Origin of the sequence: Flavobacterium sp., from assembly GCF_047602195.1 — a bacterium.
In the GTDB taxonomy this organism is placed as follows: Bacteria; Bacteroidota; Bacteroidia; order Flavobacteriales; family Flavobacteriaceae; genus Flavobacterium.
In genome coordinates, this window is sequence record NZ_JASGHW010000004.1 from 2,886,521 (window position 1) to 2,904,148 (window position 17,628).

Genomic DNA, 17,628 nt, shown 5'->3' on the forward strand with positions numbered 1-17,628 from the left:
AGCCGAAGAACAGCCGCCGGCCGTAGTTATGGTGTAATTGAATGTACCCACTGCCGTTGGTGTACCGCTAATGGTATAAACGCCTGTTGTTGCATTGTAGTTTCCTGAAACGCCGGCCGGCAATCCGGTTACGGTTGCACCGGTCGCTCCAGCATTGGCAATCGCATAGGTAATATTGGCAATCGCTGTATTGATACAAACGGATTGGTTGGTTGTTGCCGGTGCCGATGTCAAGGTCAAGGTCACATTTGGCGTTACGGTGATGGTTCCGCTCAGCGATGCCGTAGCACAGCCTCCAGAGGTCGTCACGGTGTAATTGAATATTCCAGCACCCGACGGCGTTCCACTGATGGTAAATACCCCAGCAGCAAAAGTTCCGGTTACCCCTGCAGGCAATCCGGTAGCCGATGCTCCCGTTGCGCCATTGGCAACAGTGTACACAATGCTCACGATTGGCGTGTTGATACAAACCGTTTGCGATGATGTAGCCAGTGGCGAAGTCAAGGCAATAGTCGCATTCGGGTTGACGGTAATCGTCCCGTTGATCGATGCTGATCCACAACCACCCGATGTGGTAACCGTGTAATTGAACACCCCAGATGCAGAAGGCGATCCGCTTAAGGTATAGACACCCGCAACGAACGTTCCGGTCACACCAGCCGGCAATCCGGTAGTAGTTGCACCTGTAGCGTTATTGGCAATCGTGTAAACGATATTGGTGATTGGCGTATTGATACAAACCGTCTGTGCAGCCGTAGCCGGTGCCGATGTGAGCGCAATGGTCACATCTGGGTTGATGGTAATCGTTCCCGATTCGCTGTTTGAAAGAACAACCACCGGTAGTCGTCACGGTGTAGTTGAATGTTCCGGTCGATGCCGTAGCCCCACTGATCGTGAATACGCCAGCGGCATAGGTTCCAGTAATTCCGGCTGGCAAACCGGTAACGGTTGCTCCGGTTCCGCCATTTGAAATCGTATAAACAATATTGGCAATCGCTGCGTTGATACAAACCGTTTGGCTTGCAGTAGCGGCAGCCGAGGTCAGCGCAATGGTCGCATTTGGATTTACCGTAATCGTTCCGCTCAAGGATGCCGATCCACAACCACCAGCGGTAGTCACGGTGTAATTAAATGTTCCGGCTGCACTTGGCGAGCCCGAGATGGTGAATACTCCCGCCGCAAAAACACCTGTTACTCCCGCTGGCAATCCGGTTACGGTGGCTCCTGTTGCCCCATTTCCAACGGTATAAACGATATTGGTGATCGGTGTATTGATACAAAGTGTTTGTGCCTCGGTACCCGCAGCCGAGGTCTGTACGATGGTGACATCCGGGTTTACGATAATCGTTCCCGATGCAGAATCGGTCGAACAACCGCCTGTGGTCACCAAATTGTAATTAAACGTTCCAACGGCCGATGGCGAACCACTCAGGGTATAAACACCCCCGACAAAAGCCCCGGTTACCCCGGCAGGCAATCCGGTGGCATTGACCCCGGTTGCGCCATTGGTTGTCGTATAAACGATATTGGTAATCGGCGTGTTGATACAAATCGTTTGGTTGTCGGTTCCAACCGCCGAAGTCAAGGCAATCGTTACATCTGGATTCACGATAATGGTTCCGCTTAAAGAGGCCGTTCCGCAACCGCCGGTAGTAGAAACCGTATAGCTGAATGTTCCGGATGCAGTTGGCGTACCGCTAATGGTGAATACACCACCCGTATAAGCTCCTGTTACGCCGGCCGGCAAACCAAGTACTGTTGCCCCCGTTCCCCCATTGGCAATCGCATAGGTAATAGTCGCAATCGGGGTATTGATACAAACGGTTTGCGCTTCGGTTCCCGTTGCTGAGGTTTGTGTAATTGTGGCGGCCGGGTTCACGGTAATCGTGCCGGTTTTGCTGTCCACACCACAACCACCCGTAGTGGTCACGGTATAATTGAAAATGCCATCCACAGTAGGTGCGCCTGAAATCGTAAACACACCCGCAGCAAATGTTCCGGTCACCCCTGTCGGTAATCCGGTTACGGTTACTCCGGTGGCCGCGTTGGCCGTAGTGTACACAATATTAACTATCGCGTCATTGATACAAACCGTTTGGTTCGCAGTCGCTGCAGCCGAAGTCAAGGAGATGGTCACATCTGGATTGACGGTGATCGATCCGCTCAAGGATGCTGTGGCACAGCCTCCCGAAGTGGTTACGGTGTAATTGAAAATTCCTGTCGATGCTGTAGCCCCACTAATAGTGAAGACACCACCTGCATAAGTTCCGGTGATTCCGGTAGGCAAGCCGGTAACGGTTGCCCCGGTCGCTCCATTTCCGACTGTGTATTCGATATTGGTAATCGGCGCGCTGATACAAACCGTCTGTGCATCGGTTCCGGCAGCAGAAGTCAAAGCAATGGTGACATTCGGGTTCACTGTAATGGTTCCCGTGATCGTTGCGCTCGAGCATCCGCCGGTAGTCACCAACGAATAATTGAAGGTTCCGGCTGTCGATGGCGATCCACTCAAAGTATACACGCCTCCAACAAATGCCCCAGTAACTCCCGTAGGCAATCCGGTAGGGGTTACACCCGTTGCGCCATTGGCCGTAGTGTAGACAATATTGGCAATCGCGGTATTGATACAAACCGTCTGGTTGGCTGTTGCCGCCGGTGAAGTCAGTACGATGGTTACATTTGGATTGACAATGATGGTTCCGGTTATGGTCGCGGTAGAACAACCTCCTACGGTAGTCAATGAATAATTGTAAGTTCCCGCAGAGGATGGCGAACCACTTAAGGTGTATACGCCAGTCGCGCCTACAAAGTTTCCGGTTACACCTGGTGGCAGTCCGGTCGCATTGACTCCTGTGACACCATTAGCCGTTCCATAAACGATATTGGTAATTGGGGTATTGATACAAACGGTTTGGTTGTCTGTTCCTACAGCCGATGTAAGGACAATCGTTACATTCGGACTTACAATGATGCTGCCCGAAAGTGATGCCGAAGAACAGCCGCCTGTTGTCGTGACCGTATAATTATAAGTACCTGCCGTTGGCGGAGTACCACTGATCGTAAATACAGTTCCGGCAAATGTTCCCGTGACACCGGTTGGCAAACCGAGCACGGTGGCGCCCGTTGCCCCATTTCCAACTGTATATCGGATTGGCGTAATGGCCGTATTCATACAAACCGTCTGCGCATCGGTTCCAATGGCCGATGTCAGTGCGATGGTTACCACAGGATTGACAATGATCGTTCCGGTTGCGGTATCTGTACCACAGCCGCCTGTTGTAGTCACGGTGTAATTGAATGTTCCGGTTGCAGAAGGCGATCCTGAAATGGTCAAGGTACCTGCAGCAAAATTTTGCGTCAATCCGGCAGGCAATCCCGTAACGGTTGCCCCCGTACCTCCATTGGCTACGACATAAGTAATATTGGTGATCGGTGCATTGATACATACCGTTTGGTTGTTGGTTCCAACAGCCGAAGACAACGACACATCAACGATATCATTGACCGTAATCGTCGTAGTGGCCGTACAAGTATCCGGCCCCGAAACAATCGAAACGGTATAGGTGTAAACGCCAGGTGTGGTTGGTGTTCCCGAAACGGTGAAGATTCCTCCGGCAAACGCTCCGGTGGTTCCAGGTGGCAAAGTACCCGAAGTGACCGAGCCACTGGTGGCACCCGATGTCGTATAAGTTATCGGCGTTAAAGCAGTATTGGCACACAAGGTAGCGGCATTGGCCGAAGCCGTAACCGTACACGTACAAAGCACAATTTCAACCGAAGTCTGCGTAGAATAAGCCGGACAAGGTGGATTGGCCGGTATCGAATAGGTCACGATGTATTGCGCCGGATCACTGCCGGCTGGCGTAACCGCTCCCGTGACAGGATCCAAGATAAGCGTCGAACCTGCAGGAACGGATTGGGCCGAATAAGAGCCGCCTGGCGTAAGTGAGGCCAGTGTAGGCGCTTCCGGCGTGCCGATATTGTTGCAATACGGTGAATTCTGGTACGTGAAAGTTCCGGAAGGTCCACCCACATTCAGCACAAATGGCCTGATGTTGAAACAACCCGTGGTGACCAAATCTTCAATCCTTACATAAATGGTTTTAGGGAATGGCCCATTGGTCACATAGTTCGTCAATTGGGCTGGCGGAATGTTACCCGGCGCATCATTTTGTGCGTCGATTTCATTCTCATAGTATTTGATCCAGTAATCGGTAGGGTTAGGAATGGCCGAAGTCATTGCCGGTGTCTGGTTGATGTTTACCGTATAGGGTCCAGGAAGATTCGAGCAGATATCGATGTTTACCGGATTGGCTACCGGCAATGGTGGCGCTACATCGACAAAGATGTTTTCGCGCACTTCCGAGATACCGCAATTGGTATATTTTACAATGGCCGTGTAAGTGGTTGGTCCAGTCGGACAAATTCTGAGTGGGTTTTCGTTGATGGCACCCACCGGTCCTCCGCCTTGCTCCCATCTGATTTCTGTTGGGATGGCCGGAATATTTTTAGGATAGAAACGCCATGCTTCGTTGTTGGCAGCCCATATACCGGTATTTCTTCCCGGCGGTACGGCAGCCAATGTTCCGGCTTGGTTTTGCACACCGATGAGTCCGCTACCGCTGTTCCATCCGGTACAAGAAGTCCTTTTGTTTACAAATACCTCGACGATATTGGTCGTTTCATGGATGACAATCTGGCTGGTTTGCAAGCCTACCCCGTTGTTGCAAGAAAACTGTGGCAATTCGTTAAAGTTGGCTACAAATACACGGTTTGGTGCCGCATTGGGTCCCGTATCCAAGACATAATAGTTTACGTTCTGGATGGCCGGGTTGGTGATTGGCGGTTGTGCCATGTTGGTATCCTGGTACACCCCGTAAATGGCATTCTTGATTGGGAAAGCCGTGTTCGGGATGGTAGCGGTAAACGGCCAGTTGCAATACAAAAGCCCGCATCCACCGGCAGTGTAAGGTGGCCCGACAAGGTCAAACGTAATCACCCCGTTCGATCCTACCCTCACCTGGTTGTAACAAACATCGTAAAAACTGAAATTGAACGGCAGGGTAACGATATTAGACCAAACGTCGTCACAAGGCACGTTGATCTGTGTACCGCCCGTAAATGGGAAACTCGGGCAATACGGAATCGATTGTACCACATAGTCATTCGTACGGCCTACGTTGGAGAAATGCGCCAGCAATTCGGAACATTCCCCTGCATTACAAATCGGCTGCGGCACATCGATCGTTACTTCGGCAAGCGGCAAAGCACAGGTAGCCGTATTCACCGTAACGGTAACACTTCCCGAAAGGGGCTGCGTACAGAAAGGCGGGAATCCCGAGGTAGCACTGTTCAAGCTGAATGTGGTCGTTTGCGCGATGTAAGGAATATTGTAAGTACCCGTTCCATCAGGCCCAATGACCACTGTCGCCACAGCCGGCACCGGTGCTCCCGGAGGTCCACCTGGATTGTTGGCTACGGTATTGAAACTGATTGTTGCACCCGGCGTCCCTGTAAAAGTGATGGTCGCGGCGCCTCCAGCCAGGATGGTCGTGTTTCCACTGATGGTAGCCGTAGGTTGTCCTACCGTAACCACCGCGGTACCGCTTGCCGGTTGCGTACAAACGGGCGCAGAACCAGTCGATACCGACACGAGTTCATAAGTAAAAGTTCCCGCCACCGAAGTGTTTACCGGAACCGAAACACTATTGCCCGAAGTGGTCGTAACCGTTTGGCCCGAGCCATTGAGCGTGTAATTGAATGTATAAGGAGCGGTTGATCCAGCACCTGTAAAAGTAATAAAAATACCCGGAGCGCCTACACATACATTGGTGGTCCCCATGATGGTGGCTGTTGGCACCGGAAGCACTGTAATGGCAGCGGTTTGAGAACCTGCCGGATTAACATCTTCACATGGCGGCCCACTGCTATAGGTCGTTTTGATCAATTCATAAGTAAAAGTACCGGTCGTGTTTGTCGGTACCAACACCGCCGCACTGTTCGAGGAACCTGAAGATACAATTTGTGTTGGTCCTCCGTTGATACTGTACCAAAAAAAGTACGGGGCTGTTCCGCCAGACCCCGTGAATGTGATGAATGTACCCACCGCATCTTTACATACTGTCGCCGTCCCCGAAATGGTTCCAGTCGGCAAAGGCTTGACCACTACGGCGGCGCTGCCTGTCTGGTTTTGTGTAAAGGTCGGAGAAGTCCCATAGGACACGCTCGTCAAGGCATAAGTAAATGTTCCTGCCACAGCGGTCGGAACCGGAACCGTTACCGTGTTGCTTGCTGCTGTAGTAGTTACTGGCGTTTGCGCAACGGTATTCAACGTGTAATTAAAAGTATAAGGCGGCGTTCCATTGGCTCCCGTAAAGGTAATCACCGGGCTTGCACCACCTACGCAAACGCTGGCCGGAGCCGCAGCGATGGTCGCCGTCGGTAAAGCCACTAGCGAAAAATCGTCTACCGCAAAATCGTTTCCAGTTGCGCTGGTGTTGTTGTTCCAAAGTCCGATTTGCACACAGGCCGCCGAAGCCGTAAACGTATAGCTTACTTGTTGCCATCCGGCCGCCGGCAGTGGTGCCGCCGTATTGCCGACGGTCAGTACCGGGGCGGTCGCGTTGTTGCTCACCAAAAGAATGTTGGCCTGCGTTGCCGGATTGGTCACCGCGTTGGAAAGCGATCTTACCCAGTAAGTGAACTGGTAATTGTTTCCGACGGTCAATCCGCAAACATTACCACCTGCCGCATTCCCGGTCTGCCAAAACAAAGGTTGGCCCACCGCAGAAGCATTCCCATCAACCATCAACATCGCCCCAGTCCCGGTGCTGTGGTCACCCACGGCCAGGTATGAAGTGTTGAATTGCGCTGGGTTGTTGGTCAGGGCAAAATTACCCTGGACGGTGCTTCCCGAAAAGGGGGCCACAAGTTGGACGTATCCAGCCCCACTGACGTTGAATCCGACCCCGTTTCCACCGGTCTCGAAATTTCCATTTGTCAATAAGTTTTGGGCTGAAAGGATAGGTACCGAGGCTAGAGCCAGTACGGCAAATAGTAATATTCTTTTCATTTTATAGTTTTTTTTGGCAGCGAAATTTACAAAATTATTAATAAAGATTTATCGCAATTTTTAAATTAATTTAATATTTAACACCTATATCGACTTTGATTTTAATTATTTATCTTTGTTCCTCAAAAAATACGCTATTTCAAATAATTTTTCATTAATGATTACTCACGAAGAATTTCAGGACGAAACTGGAAACGACCACTTCTCATCAAACGCAAACAATCCCCTCAGACCCGATGCTTTTGATATTCCTGACGACAAAAAAATCGAACTCATCAAAAAAGACGTCGAAAGCATCCTCCAGACCCTCGGAATGGACTTGACCGACGACAGCATCAAAGGCACGCCGAACCGCGTCGCCAAAATGTTCGTCAAGGAGCTTTTCGGCGGACTGAACCCCAATAAACGTCCGAATCCGTCGACGTTTGCCAACAATTACAAATACGGCGAGATGCTCGTCGAGAAAAACATCACCGTCTACTCGACCTGTGAACACCATTTGCTGCCGATCATCGGACGTGCGCATGTGGGCTACATTTCGAATGGTCGCGTTATAGGACTTTCCAAGATGAACCGCATCGTCGATTATTATGCCAAGAGACCGCAGGTTCAGGAGCGTTTGACGATGCAAATCGTACAGGAATTGCAACGCGCATTGGGTACCGATGACGTGGCCTGCGTAATCGACGCCAAGCACTTGTGCGTGAATTCACGCGGGATACGTGACATTGAAAGCAGCACGGTAACGAGTGAGTTTGGCGGGAAGTTTAAAGATGAAAATGTTCGCAAGGAATTTTTGAACTACATTAAGCTCGATACGAAGTTTTAAAAAGTTTAATCGTTTATTTGTTTAATCGTTCAACCGAAAGTCATGTATGTTTTTTCATTTGAAAAGTTAGATGTATGGCAAAATGCCAAATCTCTCATTTTGATTGTATACAAGTTGACCAATGATTTTCCTACAAATGAAACTTACGGAATTACTTCTCAAATCAAACGGAGTTCCAGTTCAATTGCCACTAACATAGCAGAAGGCACATCCAGAAATACAAAAAAAGATAAGGCGCATTTTCTTACCGTATCTTATTCTTCAGCGATGGAAACTTTAAATGATTATTGCAAAAGATTTAAACTATCTTTCCGAAGAAAATTATTTGATGTGTAGGGAACAAATCGAAAAAATCTGCAATCAGATCAACAATCTCAAAAAATACTATCTTACACAAACCGATTAACCGATTAACCGATTAAACATAAAAAAATGCCACTGTACAAAACCAACCAGCTCAAAGTTTACAATTCCCTATCCGGGAAGAAGGAAGATTTCACGCCCATCCACGAGGGAAACATCGGGATGTATGTGTGCGGCCCGACGGTGTACAGCAATGTGCATTTGGGCAATGTGCGCACCTTCATGTCGTTTGACATGATCTATCGCTATCTGACCCATTTGGGCTATAAGGTTCGCTATGTGCGAAACATCACCGATGTAGGCCATATCGTGGACGACGTAGACGACGGCGAGGACAAAATCGCCAAGAAAGCGCGTCTCGAGCAGTTAGAGCCGATGGAAATCGTGCAACGCTACACGGTGGATTTCCACGACATCCTGAACAAACTCAACTTCCTGCCGCCGAGCATCGAGCCGACCGCGACGGGACACATCATCGAACAGATCGAAATCGTCAAGAAAATCATCGCCAACGGACTCGCCTATGAGTCGAATGGCTCGGTGTATTTTGACGTCGTGAAATACAACGAAACCAAGCATTATGGGGTTTTGAGCGGTAGAAATATCGAAGAAATGCTCACCAATACGCGCGATACCGACGGACAATCGGACAAGAAAAACCCACAGGATTTCGCGTTGTGGAAAAAAGCCGAACCCGAGCACATCATGCGTTGGCCATCGCCTTGGAGCGACGGTTTTCCGGGTTGGCACCTCGAATGTACTGCGATGAGCACCAAATATTTAGGACAGCACTTCGACATCCACGGCGGCGGAATGGACCTCAAATTCCCACACCACGAATGCGAGATTGCACAGAACGAGGCTTGCACCGGAAACACGCCGGTCAATTATTGGCTGCACACGAACATGCTCACGCTCAACGGCAAGAAAATGTCGAAGTCGACCGGGAACAACATTTTGCCGGGCGAGATTTTCACAGGTGAGAGTCCGTTTTTGAGCAAGGCGTTTTCGGCCAATGTGGCGCGTTTCTTTATGATGCAGGCGCATTACAGTTCGATTCTCGATTTTTCGGATGACGCGATCGTGGCAGCCGAGAAAGGCTACAACCGACTCATGGATGCGATGGATGGAATCGGCGAAATTGTACCCGGAAATACCTCCACGATTGACATTGCCAAATGGAAACAGTCTTGCTACGACGCGATGAACGACGATTTCAACAGTCCGATTTTCGTCGCGCAATTGTTCGAAGGGGTCAAGTTCATCAACTTGTTGAAAATCGGTACCGAAACATTGACCGCAGCCGATTTGGAAAGCTTTTCCAAAACGATGCACGTCTTCTTGTTCGATGTCATGGGACTCAAGGACGAAAAAGCCGTGGCCGACAACAACGACAAACTCGAAGGCTTGGTCAACATGCTGATCGGGATGCGCAATGAGGCGCGTGCGAACAAGGATTTTGCGATGTCAGACCAGATCCGCGACCAGTTGACCGCGCTCGGCATCAATCTCAAGGACGGCAAAGAAGGAACCACATTCACTTATTAAAGTGTTGCGGAACATCCTCATAGCGCCCTTTGTTTTCCTGATCAAGTTTTACAAAGTCGTTATTTCGCCTTTGCTGCCGTCGGCCTGTAGGTATGAGCCGACCTGTTCGACTTATGCCCTTGACGCCTTGAAAATCCATGGATTGTTTTATGGAAGCTGGCTCGCGTTCAAACGCATCCTAAGCTGCAACCCTTGGGGTGGAAAAGGATATGATCCAGTACCTCCAAAAAGTTGTACGCACAAACATTAACGAATTTTAAGATTCGCATAAAATTTATATCTTTATTTTTACGACAACTAAGTTTCCAAAGTAAATGACACATTTTTTAGCTTTCGTCTGGAATCCGACCGAAGGGATCGATCTGGGCTTTTTCCAAATCCGCTATTACAGCCTGATGTTTGTGGTCGCGTTCGGTTTGGGTTGGTACATCATGAAGAAAATTTTTGAACGCGAGGGCGAATCGCTCGAGAAGCTCGATTCGCTGTTCATCTGGACGGTGCTCGCCACCTTGCTCGGCGCGCGCCTCGGGCACGTTTTCTTTTACGATTGGGAATATTACCGCAACCATTTGTCCGAAATCCTGCTGCCATTCAAATTCACGCCTTCGTTTGAATTTACCGGCTTCCAGGGCTTGGCGAGCCACGGGGCGGCGATTGCCATTATTGTCGCGATGTACTATTTCAGCAAGAAAGTAATGAAACGCCCGATGCTTTGGGTACTCGACCGCGTCGTGATTCCGGTGGCCAGCGGTGCGATTTTCGTGCGTCTGGGGAATTTTTTCAATTCAGAAATTGTGGGCCACAAAACCGATTCTGCGTTCGGCGTCCAGTTTGTACGCGATGGAATCAGTGCACGCGATGCCGTACAAAAAACGGGCTTGCCCAAAGTCAACGATGCTTATCATGCCATCACCAATGATCCTAAATTCGCTACGCTTTTAGAGCAGATCCCCGCAAAACATCCGGCGCAATTGTACGAAGCCGTATGCTACGTTTTTGTGTTTGCGATCCTGTTTTTCCTGTATTGGAGAACCAATGTCCGTGAACGCTTGGGGTATCTTTTCGGGCTGTTCCTGGTATTGCTTTGGACGGTGCGTTTTGTCGTCGAATACGTCAAGGAAAGCCAGGGCGGATTTGAGGAATCGCTGGGATTGTTTTCGACCGGGCAATGGCTCAGCATCCCGTTTATCCTGATCGGGTTGTATTTTATGTGGAATGCGGAAAAGCCGATAGCCGGAATTGACAATTGACAAATGCCCTTAACAATAATAAAATCCTGATGCATCCCATCAGGATTTTTTATTTCACAATCTCACCGTTGGCACTCCATTTAATGTCCTCCGAAAAAAGCCAACATGGTTTCCAGCGCATTTTCAGCATGCATCCGTTTGCCATTTTCAAGTGATTCCTGTGCCATGATTGATGCCCGCTTGCGCATATTCGTTTCGTAGTCTGCAATGGCTTCCTGTATTGTCGGATGCGCTTCCGAAGTCAAGCATTCACTCAATTCCAGCGCATCGAGCATGGCCATATTGACTCCTTCTCCGGCGAATGGCGGCATGATGTGTGCAGCATCACCAAGTAAGGTCAAATTGGGCAAGGCTTCCCAATACTGATTCAAGGGCATGCAATAAATGGGGCGTGGGATAAAAGGTGTTGTGGCACTTTCGAACAGCTCATGCCAGACATTGCTCCACTCTGGATAGGCTTTCTTGAACCAATCCAACATTTGGGATTTATCTGAAAAATCCAAACCACTATCCGCAGCCCAGTTTTCATTTGTTTTGAAACTCGCATAAAAGCCGATTTCCTTGTTGGCCTTCTGCCCCATCAGTATATCTTTTTCGTTTCCGAAAGCCATTATTTTTCCGCCACGCAACATGGCGTGGATTTGAGGCGCTGTTTTTTGGGCATCGTATATATTGCCCTCAAGCATCATAATGTCCGAATAAAAAGGCTTGACATCGGTAACATACGAACGGATTTTGGAATTGGCTCCGTCGGCGGCGATGACCACATCTGCATATTCGGACTGCCCGCCCTTAAAATGCAACAGCCAACCTTCGCCATGCTTTTCCATGGAAATGAAATGGCTGTCCCAAACCACCGTTTCGGGTTCGAGTGATTCGAGCAATATTTTGCGCAAGACACCGCGGTCAATTTCGGGCCGGAAATGTTCATGCCCGAAATTCTTATCAGGTTTGTCATTGTGATCACTCAGGAAAATTTGGGCTTGCTCGTTCATGATGAGCATGCGATCGGCACCTGGCATGAAATTGTTTTTGAATGCTTCGAGCAGGCCGGCTTTGGTCATTGCCGCCAAACCCGAATCTTCGTGCAGGTCAAGTGGAGAACCTTGCACACGTGCTTCTTTGTTCAAATCTCTTTCGTAGACTTTTACGTTTGTCTTTTTTAATTGAAGCAGACGCGCCAAAGTAAGCCCGCCAGGACCACCGCCTACAATGGCGATTTTTTTATTTTCTATCAACATAACTTTATCGTTTATGCTGCAAAATTAGTTGGCGTCATAGACCAGAAATTGTAAAACGGTCATTTTGATTTTTAAACAATTCTTTGGGTGAAACGCCTGAAAGTTTTTTGATTTCCTTGATGAAATGGGATTGGTCGGTGAAATTGAGTTGCGGAAAAAGTTGGCCGTATTTGATGTGCGCAAGCGAAGCCTGAAAACGCAGGATTCCGCAATAAGTCTTCAATGAAATACCCAATTGTTGGTTAAAATAGCGGTTGATTTGACGCTCACTCCAGCAGATTTTTTGAGAAAGCTCTTTGATGCCGATTTCCCCATCGGTGGCAAAAATATGCGCAAACAATTGTCGTTTGCGTCCGTCAATTTCCCATGACAATATTGATTCGAGTATTTTTGTGGCCTTTTCGCAAAATGCATCAAAATCATTTAAATCGGAAGCCTCAAATCCCAAAAAATCGTTGGGAAGTTCTTTTCCAGAATTGACCAGTTCGGCAGTTGATTGATGTAAAATAGACTCCAACGCCAACGGATTAAAGCTGATGGCAAAAAAAGTATCGATAAACCCTTTGGGCATCGGCTTGGGTTTTGTTTCCAAGCCCATCAACATGATTTGAAAGCTGTTGGTTGTGGTTTTGCAAAACAGCAGGTCAATCTTTCCGTTTGGAATGATAACGCCGTCACTAAAGCCGGAAAGGTTCTCCAGAGACGAAAAACAATAGACAAAATCGGAAAGCGGCGCATCCGGTTTGACCAGTTTGTATTGAAGGGCTTGGCTCATTTTTAGTGGATTGCATGCTCAAACAACCCAAAGGTAATATTTTTAACCGAATGCCTAGCCCCGATTCCTTTGGCAGTCGCTTCGCTCGTGTGCAGCGGCATCCTTTTGTGGAGTTTACGAAACAAAAGATAAAGCGGAAAGCGGGAACAAGCTCCTAAAAATAAAAAAGCCCGTCATAAAAACGGGCTTTCATTTATATTGAAACAGGATTAAGCGTTCGCTCTGGCGTGCTCCTCCTCGATTCTCTTGTGTTCTGCATCTGGAATGGTGTCGCACAATACCGGTGTTGCGATGAACAACGACGAGTACGTTCCGATCACAATACCAATCAACATCGCGAAGATGAATCCACGGATCGATTCGCCACCGAAAATGAACATAATCAACAATACCAAGATCATCGTGAGCGAGGTATTGATGGTTCTAGACATGGTCGAGTTGACCGACTGGTTCACGATCTGGTTGAAGTTACCTCTGGCCTTACCGCCAAGGTATTCACGCACCCTGTCGAATACAATTACCGTATCGTTCATCGAGTAACCGATAACAGTCAGGATTGCCGCGATGAAGTGCTGGTCGATTTCCATACCGAATGGCATGTATTTCCACAACAATGAGTAAGCTCCCAAAACGAAGATTACGTCGTGTGCCACCGCTGCGATCGCACCGAGTGAATACTGCCACTTGCGGAACGAAATCATCAGGTAAAGGAATACAATGGCCATCGCCCCGAGAACCGCCCAGTAAGAGTTCGTCTTGATGTCGTCGGCTACGGTCGGCGTTACTTTGTAAGCGTTGAGTACACCCACTTTCTTGCCGTCGTAAATATTTACGAAGTTCTCATAGCTCATGTCCTTGAAGTGCTTTTTGAGCGCGTTGTACAACAAACGGTTGGCTTCGTGGTCAATCGCTTCGCTATGGTCTTCTACTTTGTACTTGGTCGTAATTTTCAATTGGTTGTCGGCACCGAATACTTTGGCTTCGGCCGAACCGAAAACCTGCTCGAGTTCGTGACGAATCTCATCGGCCTGAACCGGTTGCTCAAAACGCACCTGGAAAGTTCTTCCTCCTTTGAAATCTACGCCTTCGTTGAGTCCGTTGGTAGCGAGTGAAACAATACTCACGATAACCACGATACTAGAGAAAATATAAGTGTATTTCTTGGCACCCAAGAAGTCGTAATGGAAGTTCGTAAAGAAGTTCTTAGAGAAATTGGTCACGAAAGTCAATTTGTTGCCTTTGTTGAGGCTCCAATCCAACAAGATTCTGGTGATGAAAATCGAAGTAAACAACGAAGTCGCGATACCGATCAAGAGCGTCAAGGCGAAACCTTGGATCGGTCCAGTACCGAAGATGAACAACACCGCACCGGTCAATACGTGGGTTACGTTGGCATCAACGATTGAACGCATCGCCCCTTTCCAACCGAATGACGCCTTGATGGCCTCCTCGATGGTTTTTCCGGCGCGCAATTCTTCCTTGGCACGTTCGTAGATGATGATGTTCGCATCGACGGCCGTACCCATAGTGAGAACGATACCCGCGATACCCGGCAAGGTCAATACGAAACCGAAGCTTGCCATCACACCAAAGATGAACAACAAGTTGACGATAACCGCCACGTTGGCGAACCAACCTGCTTTACCATAATATACGAGCATCCACAATGCCACGATGAGCAATCCGATGAGTGCCGAAGTCGTACCGTTGTCGATCGCTTCCTGACCCAATGATGGCCCTACCACTTCTGATTGTACGATTTCTGCTGCAGCAGGCAATTTACCCGCGCGCAAAACGTTCGCTAAATCTTTGGTTTCTGCTACGTCGAACACGCCTGAGATTTCAGATCTTCCGCCCGAAATCGGTCCACTTGAAACACCCGGAGCCGAGTAAACGATATCGTCGAGTACAATCGCGATGTTGCTTTTTTGGGTGTAGGCTTTTCCGGTCAATTCTTCCCAAGCTCTCGCGCCCGCTCCGTTCATCTGCATGGTTACGGATGGCTTGCCCAATTGGTCAAATGAATCTTTGGCATCGGTTACCACACCACCGCCCATCGCTGCGCGGTTGTCTTTGTTTCCTTTGAGCGCGTAGAATTCTACGGTCTCGGTTTCTTTTTTGGTCTTTTCATCTACAACCGTTTTAGGTTTGCCCCAAACGAATTTGGCAAAACGCTGGTCAGGCCCCAAAAGATTTCTGATGTCCTGGCGCTTCATCCAACTGTTGATCTTGGCCGTGTCTTTTGTATTGACCACCCCGAGAACTGGTCCGCCACCCGGTGCCACGAATTTGTCGAGCAATGGGTTGTTGCCTTTTTTGGCATCGGTTGCGGTAGAATCTTTGGTTTTATCGGTCAACAGGTTGCTGATCGAGTCGGTAGCCGAAGTAGTCGTTTCTTTAACCTCTACATTTTTCTCGGTAGCCTTGAGCGCGTTGTTGGCAGCCATCAAGAAGTTGCCTACCTCGTCAATTTTATACGTTTCCCAGAATTCGAGCTGGGCAGTACTTTGCAATAATTTTTTGATACGGTCTACGTCCTTGGCACCGGGAAGTTCCACGAGGATTCTTCCCGAAGTTCCAATCTTTTGGATGTTCGGCTGGGTTACGCCGAATTTGTCGATACGCTTTCTGAGTACCTCAAAAGCCGAATCAACCGATTCGTCCACTTTTTTGCGGATGACTTTCTCGGCCTGCGCGTTGGTCATCTTGACATCGATACCGCCTTCGCCTTGCAGGTTTCTGTTGGCGAAAATATCAGGGGAGGCTAATTGTACGGTTCCGTTCAAAGCCCTTTCAAATTCCTTGAAAAATACATCGAGGTAATTTTCATTTCCTTTTCTGTTTTTGGTCGCTTCGTCCAAAGCCTGGTTGAAGACTGGATTTTTGGATTCGTTCGCCAGTCCTTTTAAAATGTCTTTAACCGAGATTTGAAGCTGGACGTTGATACCCCCTTCAAGGTCAAGACCTTTGTTGATTTTTTTGTCTTTTACTTCGTTGTAAGTAAAATCAGCAACCCAAAGATTCAATACTTTCTCTTTCCCAATGGAATCCAGGTATTTGACTTCTTTCTCGGAATCACCTTTCGCAAACGCCTTGGCATCACTTTCCACATTGTGCGCCACGAACGTAAAAGAAAGCTGGTAAATACTTACCAATGCAAATAAAATTGCAAAAAATTTAACTAGTCCTCTATTCTGCATTATTACTAATAATTAATTAATTTTTGTTTGTTCAATGCTATTTTGTTGCAAAAAATGTGATGAATTTTTAAAAACGTTGCATATTTTCAAAAAGCGGACACATCCCCATTTTTTTAAAACGAGCAAATATATAATATACGTGATGATTAACCAATTTTTATTTCGATTAATCGTGAACCCAGATAAACTTTTTTCAATTGGCCAGCAAAATAATCTTTTTGCCCAATTTGAAATATTTTCCTTATTCCGTAGCACTGCTATGCAACGCGTAAAATATTCCAAATAAAACAAAAATCTTTATTTCCTGTCGCAATCAAAAAAGTTGATCTGGATTCAAAAAAAAGGCCGCCTTTTCGCAGCCTTCTTTTTATTATGATGAAAAGCTTTTATGCCAGGACCGATTTGAGGTCGGCATTCATGTTGCGCACCGCATCGGCAGATTTCGCAAACAAGCCTTTTTCTTTGTCATCGAGTTGGATGTCGAGGATTTGCTCCACACCGTTTTTACCGATGATGCACGGTACGCCGATGCAGATGTCGCTCTGTCCGTATTCGCCTTCAAGGAAGACCGAACAAGCAATCATTTTCTTCTGGTCATTCAGGATAGAATCGACCAAGTAAGCCACCGAAGCACCCGGTGCATACCAAGCCGAAGTACCGAGCAATCCAGTCAAGGTCGCTCCGCCTACCATCGTATCGGCCGCTACCTTATCGAGCGCGTCCTGCGACAGGAATTCAGAAACCGGAATACCGTTGTAAGCCGCCAATCTTGTGAGCGGAATCATCGTCGTATCGCCGTGGCCACCGATCACCATAGCCGAAACATCGTTGGCCGGTTTGTCCAAGGCTTTTGACAAATAATATTTGAAACGCGAGCTGTCGAGCGCGCCACCCATTCCGATGATGCGGTTTTTCGGCAAGCCGGTTGCTTTCAAGGTCAGGTAAGTCATCGTGTCCATTGGGTTGGAAACCACAACAATAATCGTGTTCGGAGAATACTTGAGCACATTGTCCGCCACCGATTTTACAATCCCCGCGTTAATGCCGATCAATTCCTCACGCGTCATTCCTGGCTTTCTAGGAATCCCCGAAGTAATTACGACCACGTCGCTGTCGGCCGTCTTCGAATAATCGTTGGTCACGCCGGTCACATTGGTGTTCCATCCGGTGCTGGTCTTGCATTGCGAGATGTCCATCGCTTTTCCTTCTGCAAATCCTTCCTTGATGTCGAGCAACACCACTTCGCTGGCAATTCCTCTGTAAGCGATCACGTCAGCGCAGGTTGCCCCTACGTTCCCTGCTCCTACTATTGTAACTTTCATTTTGATATATATTAAGTTGGTAAAACAA

10 protein-coding genes are annotated in these 17,628 nt (G+C 48.2%); 5 read left to right on the forward strand and 5 right to left on the reverse strand.

Annotated elements, in window-relative coordinates; genetic code table 11:
* Positions 1-691: 691 nt before the first annotated feature.
* Positions 692-7,072, reverse strand: coding sequence for a hypothetical protein (locus QM717_RS19270; protein WP_415040028.1), 6,381 nt, complete (start codon positions 7,070-7,072; stop codon positions 692-694).
* A 157-nt stretch (positions 7,073-7,229) separates the two neighbouring features.
* Between QM717_RS19270 and folE the strand changes: the two genes are divergently transcribed.
* From folE to lgt, 5 genes are all read left to right on the forward strand, one after another.
* A complete protein-coding gene (folE, locus tag QM717_RS19275; RefSeq protein WP_415040029.1) occupies positions 7,230-7,901 on the forward strand; it encodes a GTP cyclohydrolase I FolE in 672 nt (223 codons plus the stop codon).
* 42 nt (positions 7,902-7,943) lie between these two features.
* Positions 7,944-8,237: a four helix bundle protein gene (locus QM717_RS19280; RefSeq protein ID WP_415040031.1), complete on the forward strand. Its 294-nt coding sequence runs from the start codon at positions 7,944-7,946 to the stop codon at positions 8,235-8,237.
* 96 nt (positions 8,238-8,333) lie between these two features.
* Positions 8,334-9,812 (forward strand): cysteine--tRNA ligase, encoded by a 1,479-nt coding sequence (gene cysS, locus QM717_RS19285; RefSeq protein WP_415040033.1) that lies wholly within the window; start codon positions 8,334-8,336, stop codon positions 9,810-9,812.
* Between the two features lies 1 nt (position 9,813).
* A complete protein-coding gene (yidD, locus tag QM717_RS19290; RefSeq protein ID WP_415040035.1) occupies positions 9,814-10,062 on the forward strand; it encodes a membrane protein insertion efficiency factor YidD in 249 nt (82 codons plus the stop codon).
* A 64-nt stretch (positions 10,063-10,126) separates the two neighbouring features.
* On the forward strand, positions 10,127-11,062 hold the full coding sequence (lgt, locus tag QM717_RS19295) for a prolipoprotein diacylglyceryl transferase (protein ID WP_415040037.1): 936 nt from the start codon (positions 10,127-10,129) through the stop codon (positions 11,060-11,062).
* Positions 11,063-11,142: 80 nt separating this feature from the next.
* Here the strand turns inward: lgt and QM717_RS19300 are convergent, their stop codons facing one another.
* From QM717_RS19300 to mdh, 4 genes are all read right to left on the reverse strand, one after another.
* Positions 11,143-12,303: an FAD-dependent oxidoreductase gene (locus QM717_RS19300; protein ID WP_415040039.1), complete on the reverse strand. Its 1,161-nt coding sequence runs from the start codon at positions 12,301-12,303 to the stop codon at positions 11,143-11,145.
* 34 nt (positions 12,304-12,337) lie between these two features.
* Entirely contained in the window at positions 12,338-13,078 is a 741-nt protein-coding gene (locus QM717_RS19305) for a helix-turn-helix domain-containing protein (RefSeq protein WP_415040041.1), read from the reverse strand.
* A 209-nt stretch (positions 13,079-13,287) separates the two neighbouring features.
* The gene (gene secDF / locus QM717_RS19310; protein WP_415040043.1) at positions 13,288-16,278 is read right to left on the reverse strand and encodes a protein translocase subunit SecDF; all 2,991 of its coding nucleotides are present in this window, start codon (positions 16,276-16,278) and stop codon (positions 13,288-13,290) included.
* A gap of 386 nt (positions 16,279-16,664) precedes the next feature.
* Positions 16,665-17,600 (reverse strand): malate dehydrogenase, encoded by a 936-nt coding sequence (gene mdh / locus QM717_RS19315; RefSeq protein WP_415040044.1) that lies wholly within the window; start codon positions 17,598-17,600, stop codon positions 16,665-16,667.
* Positions 17,601-17,628 lie beyond the last annotated feature (28 nt).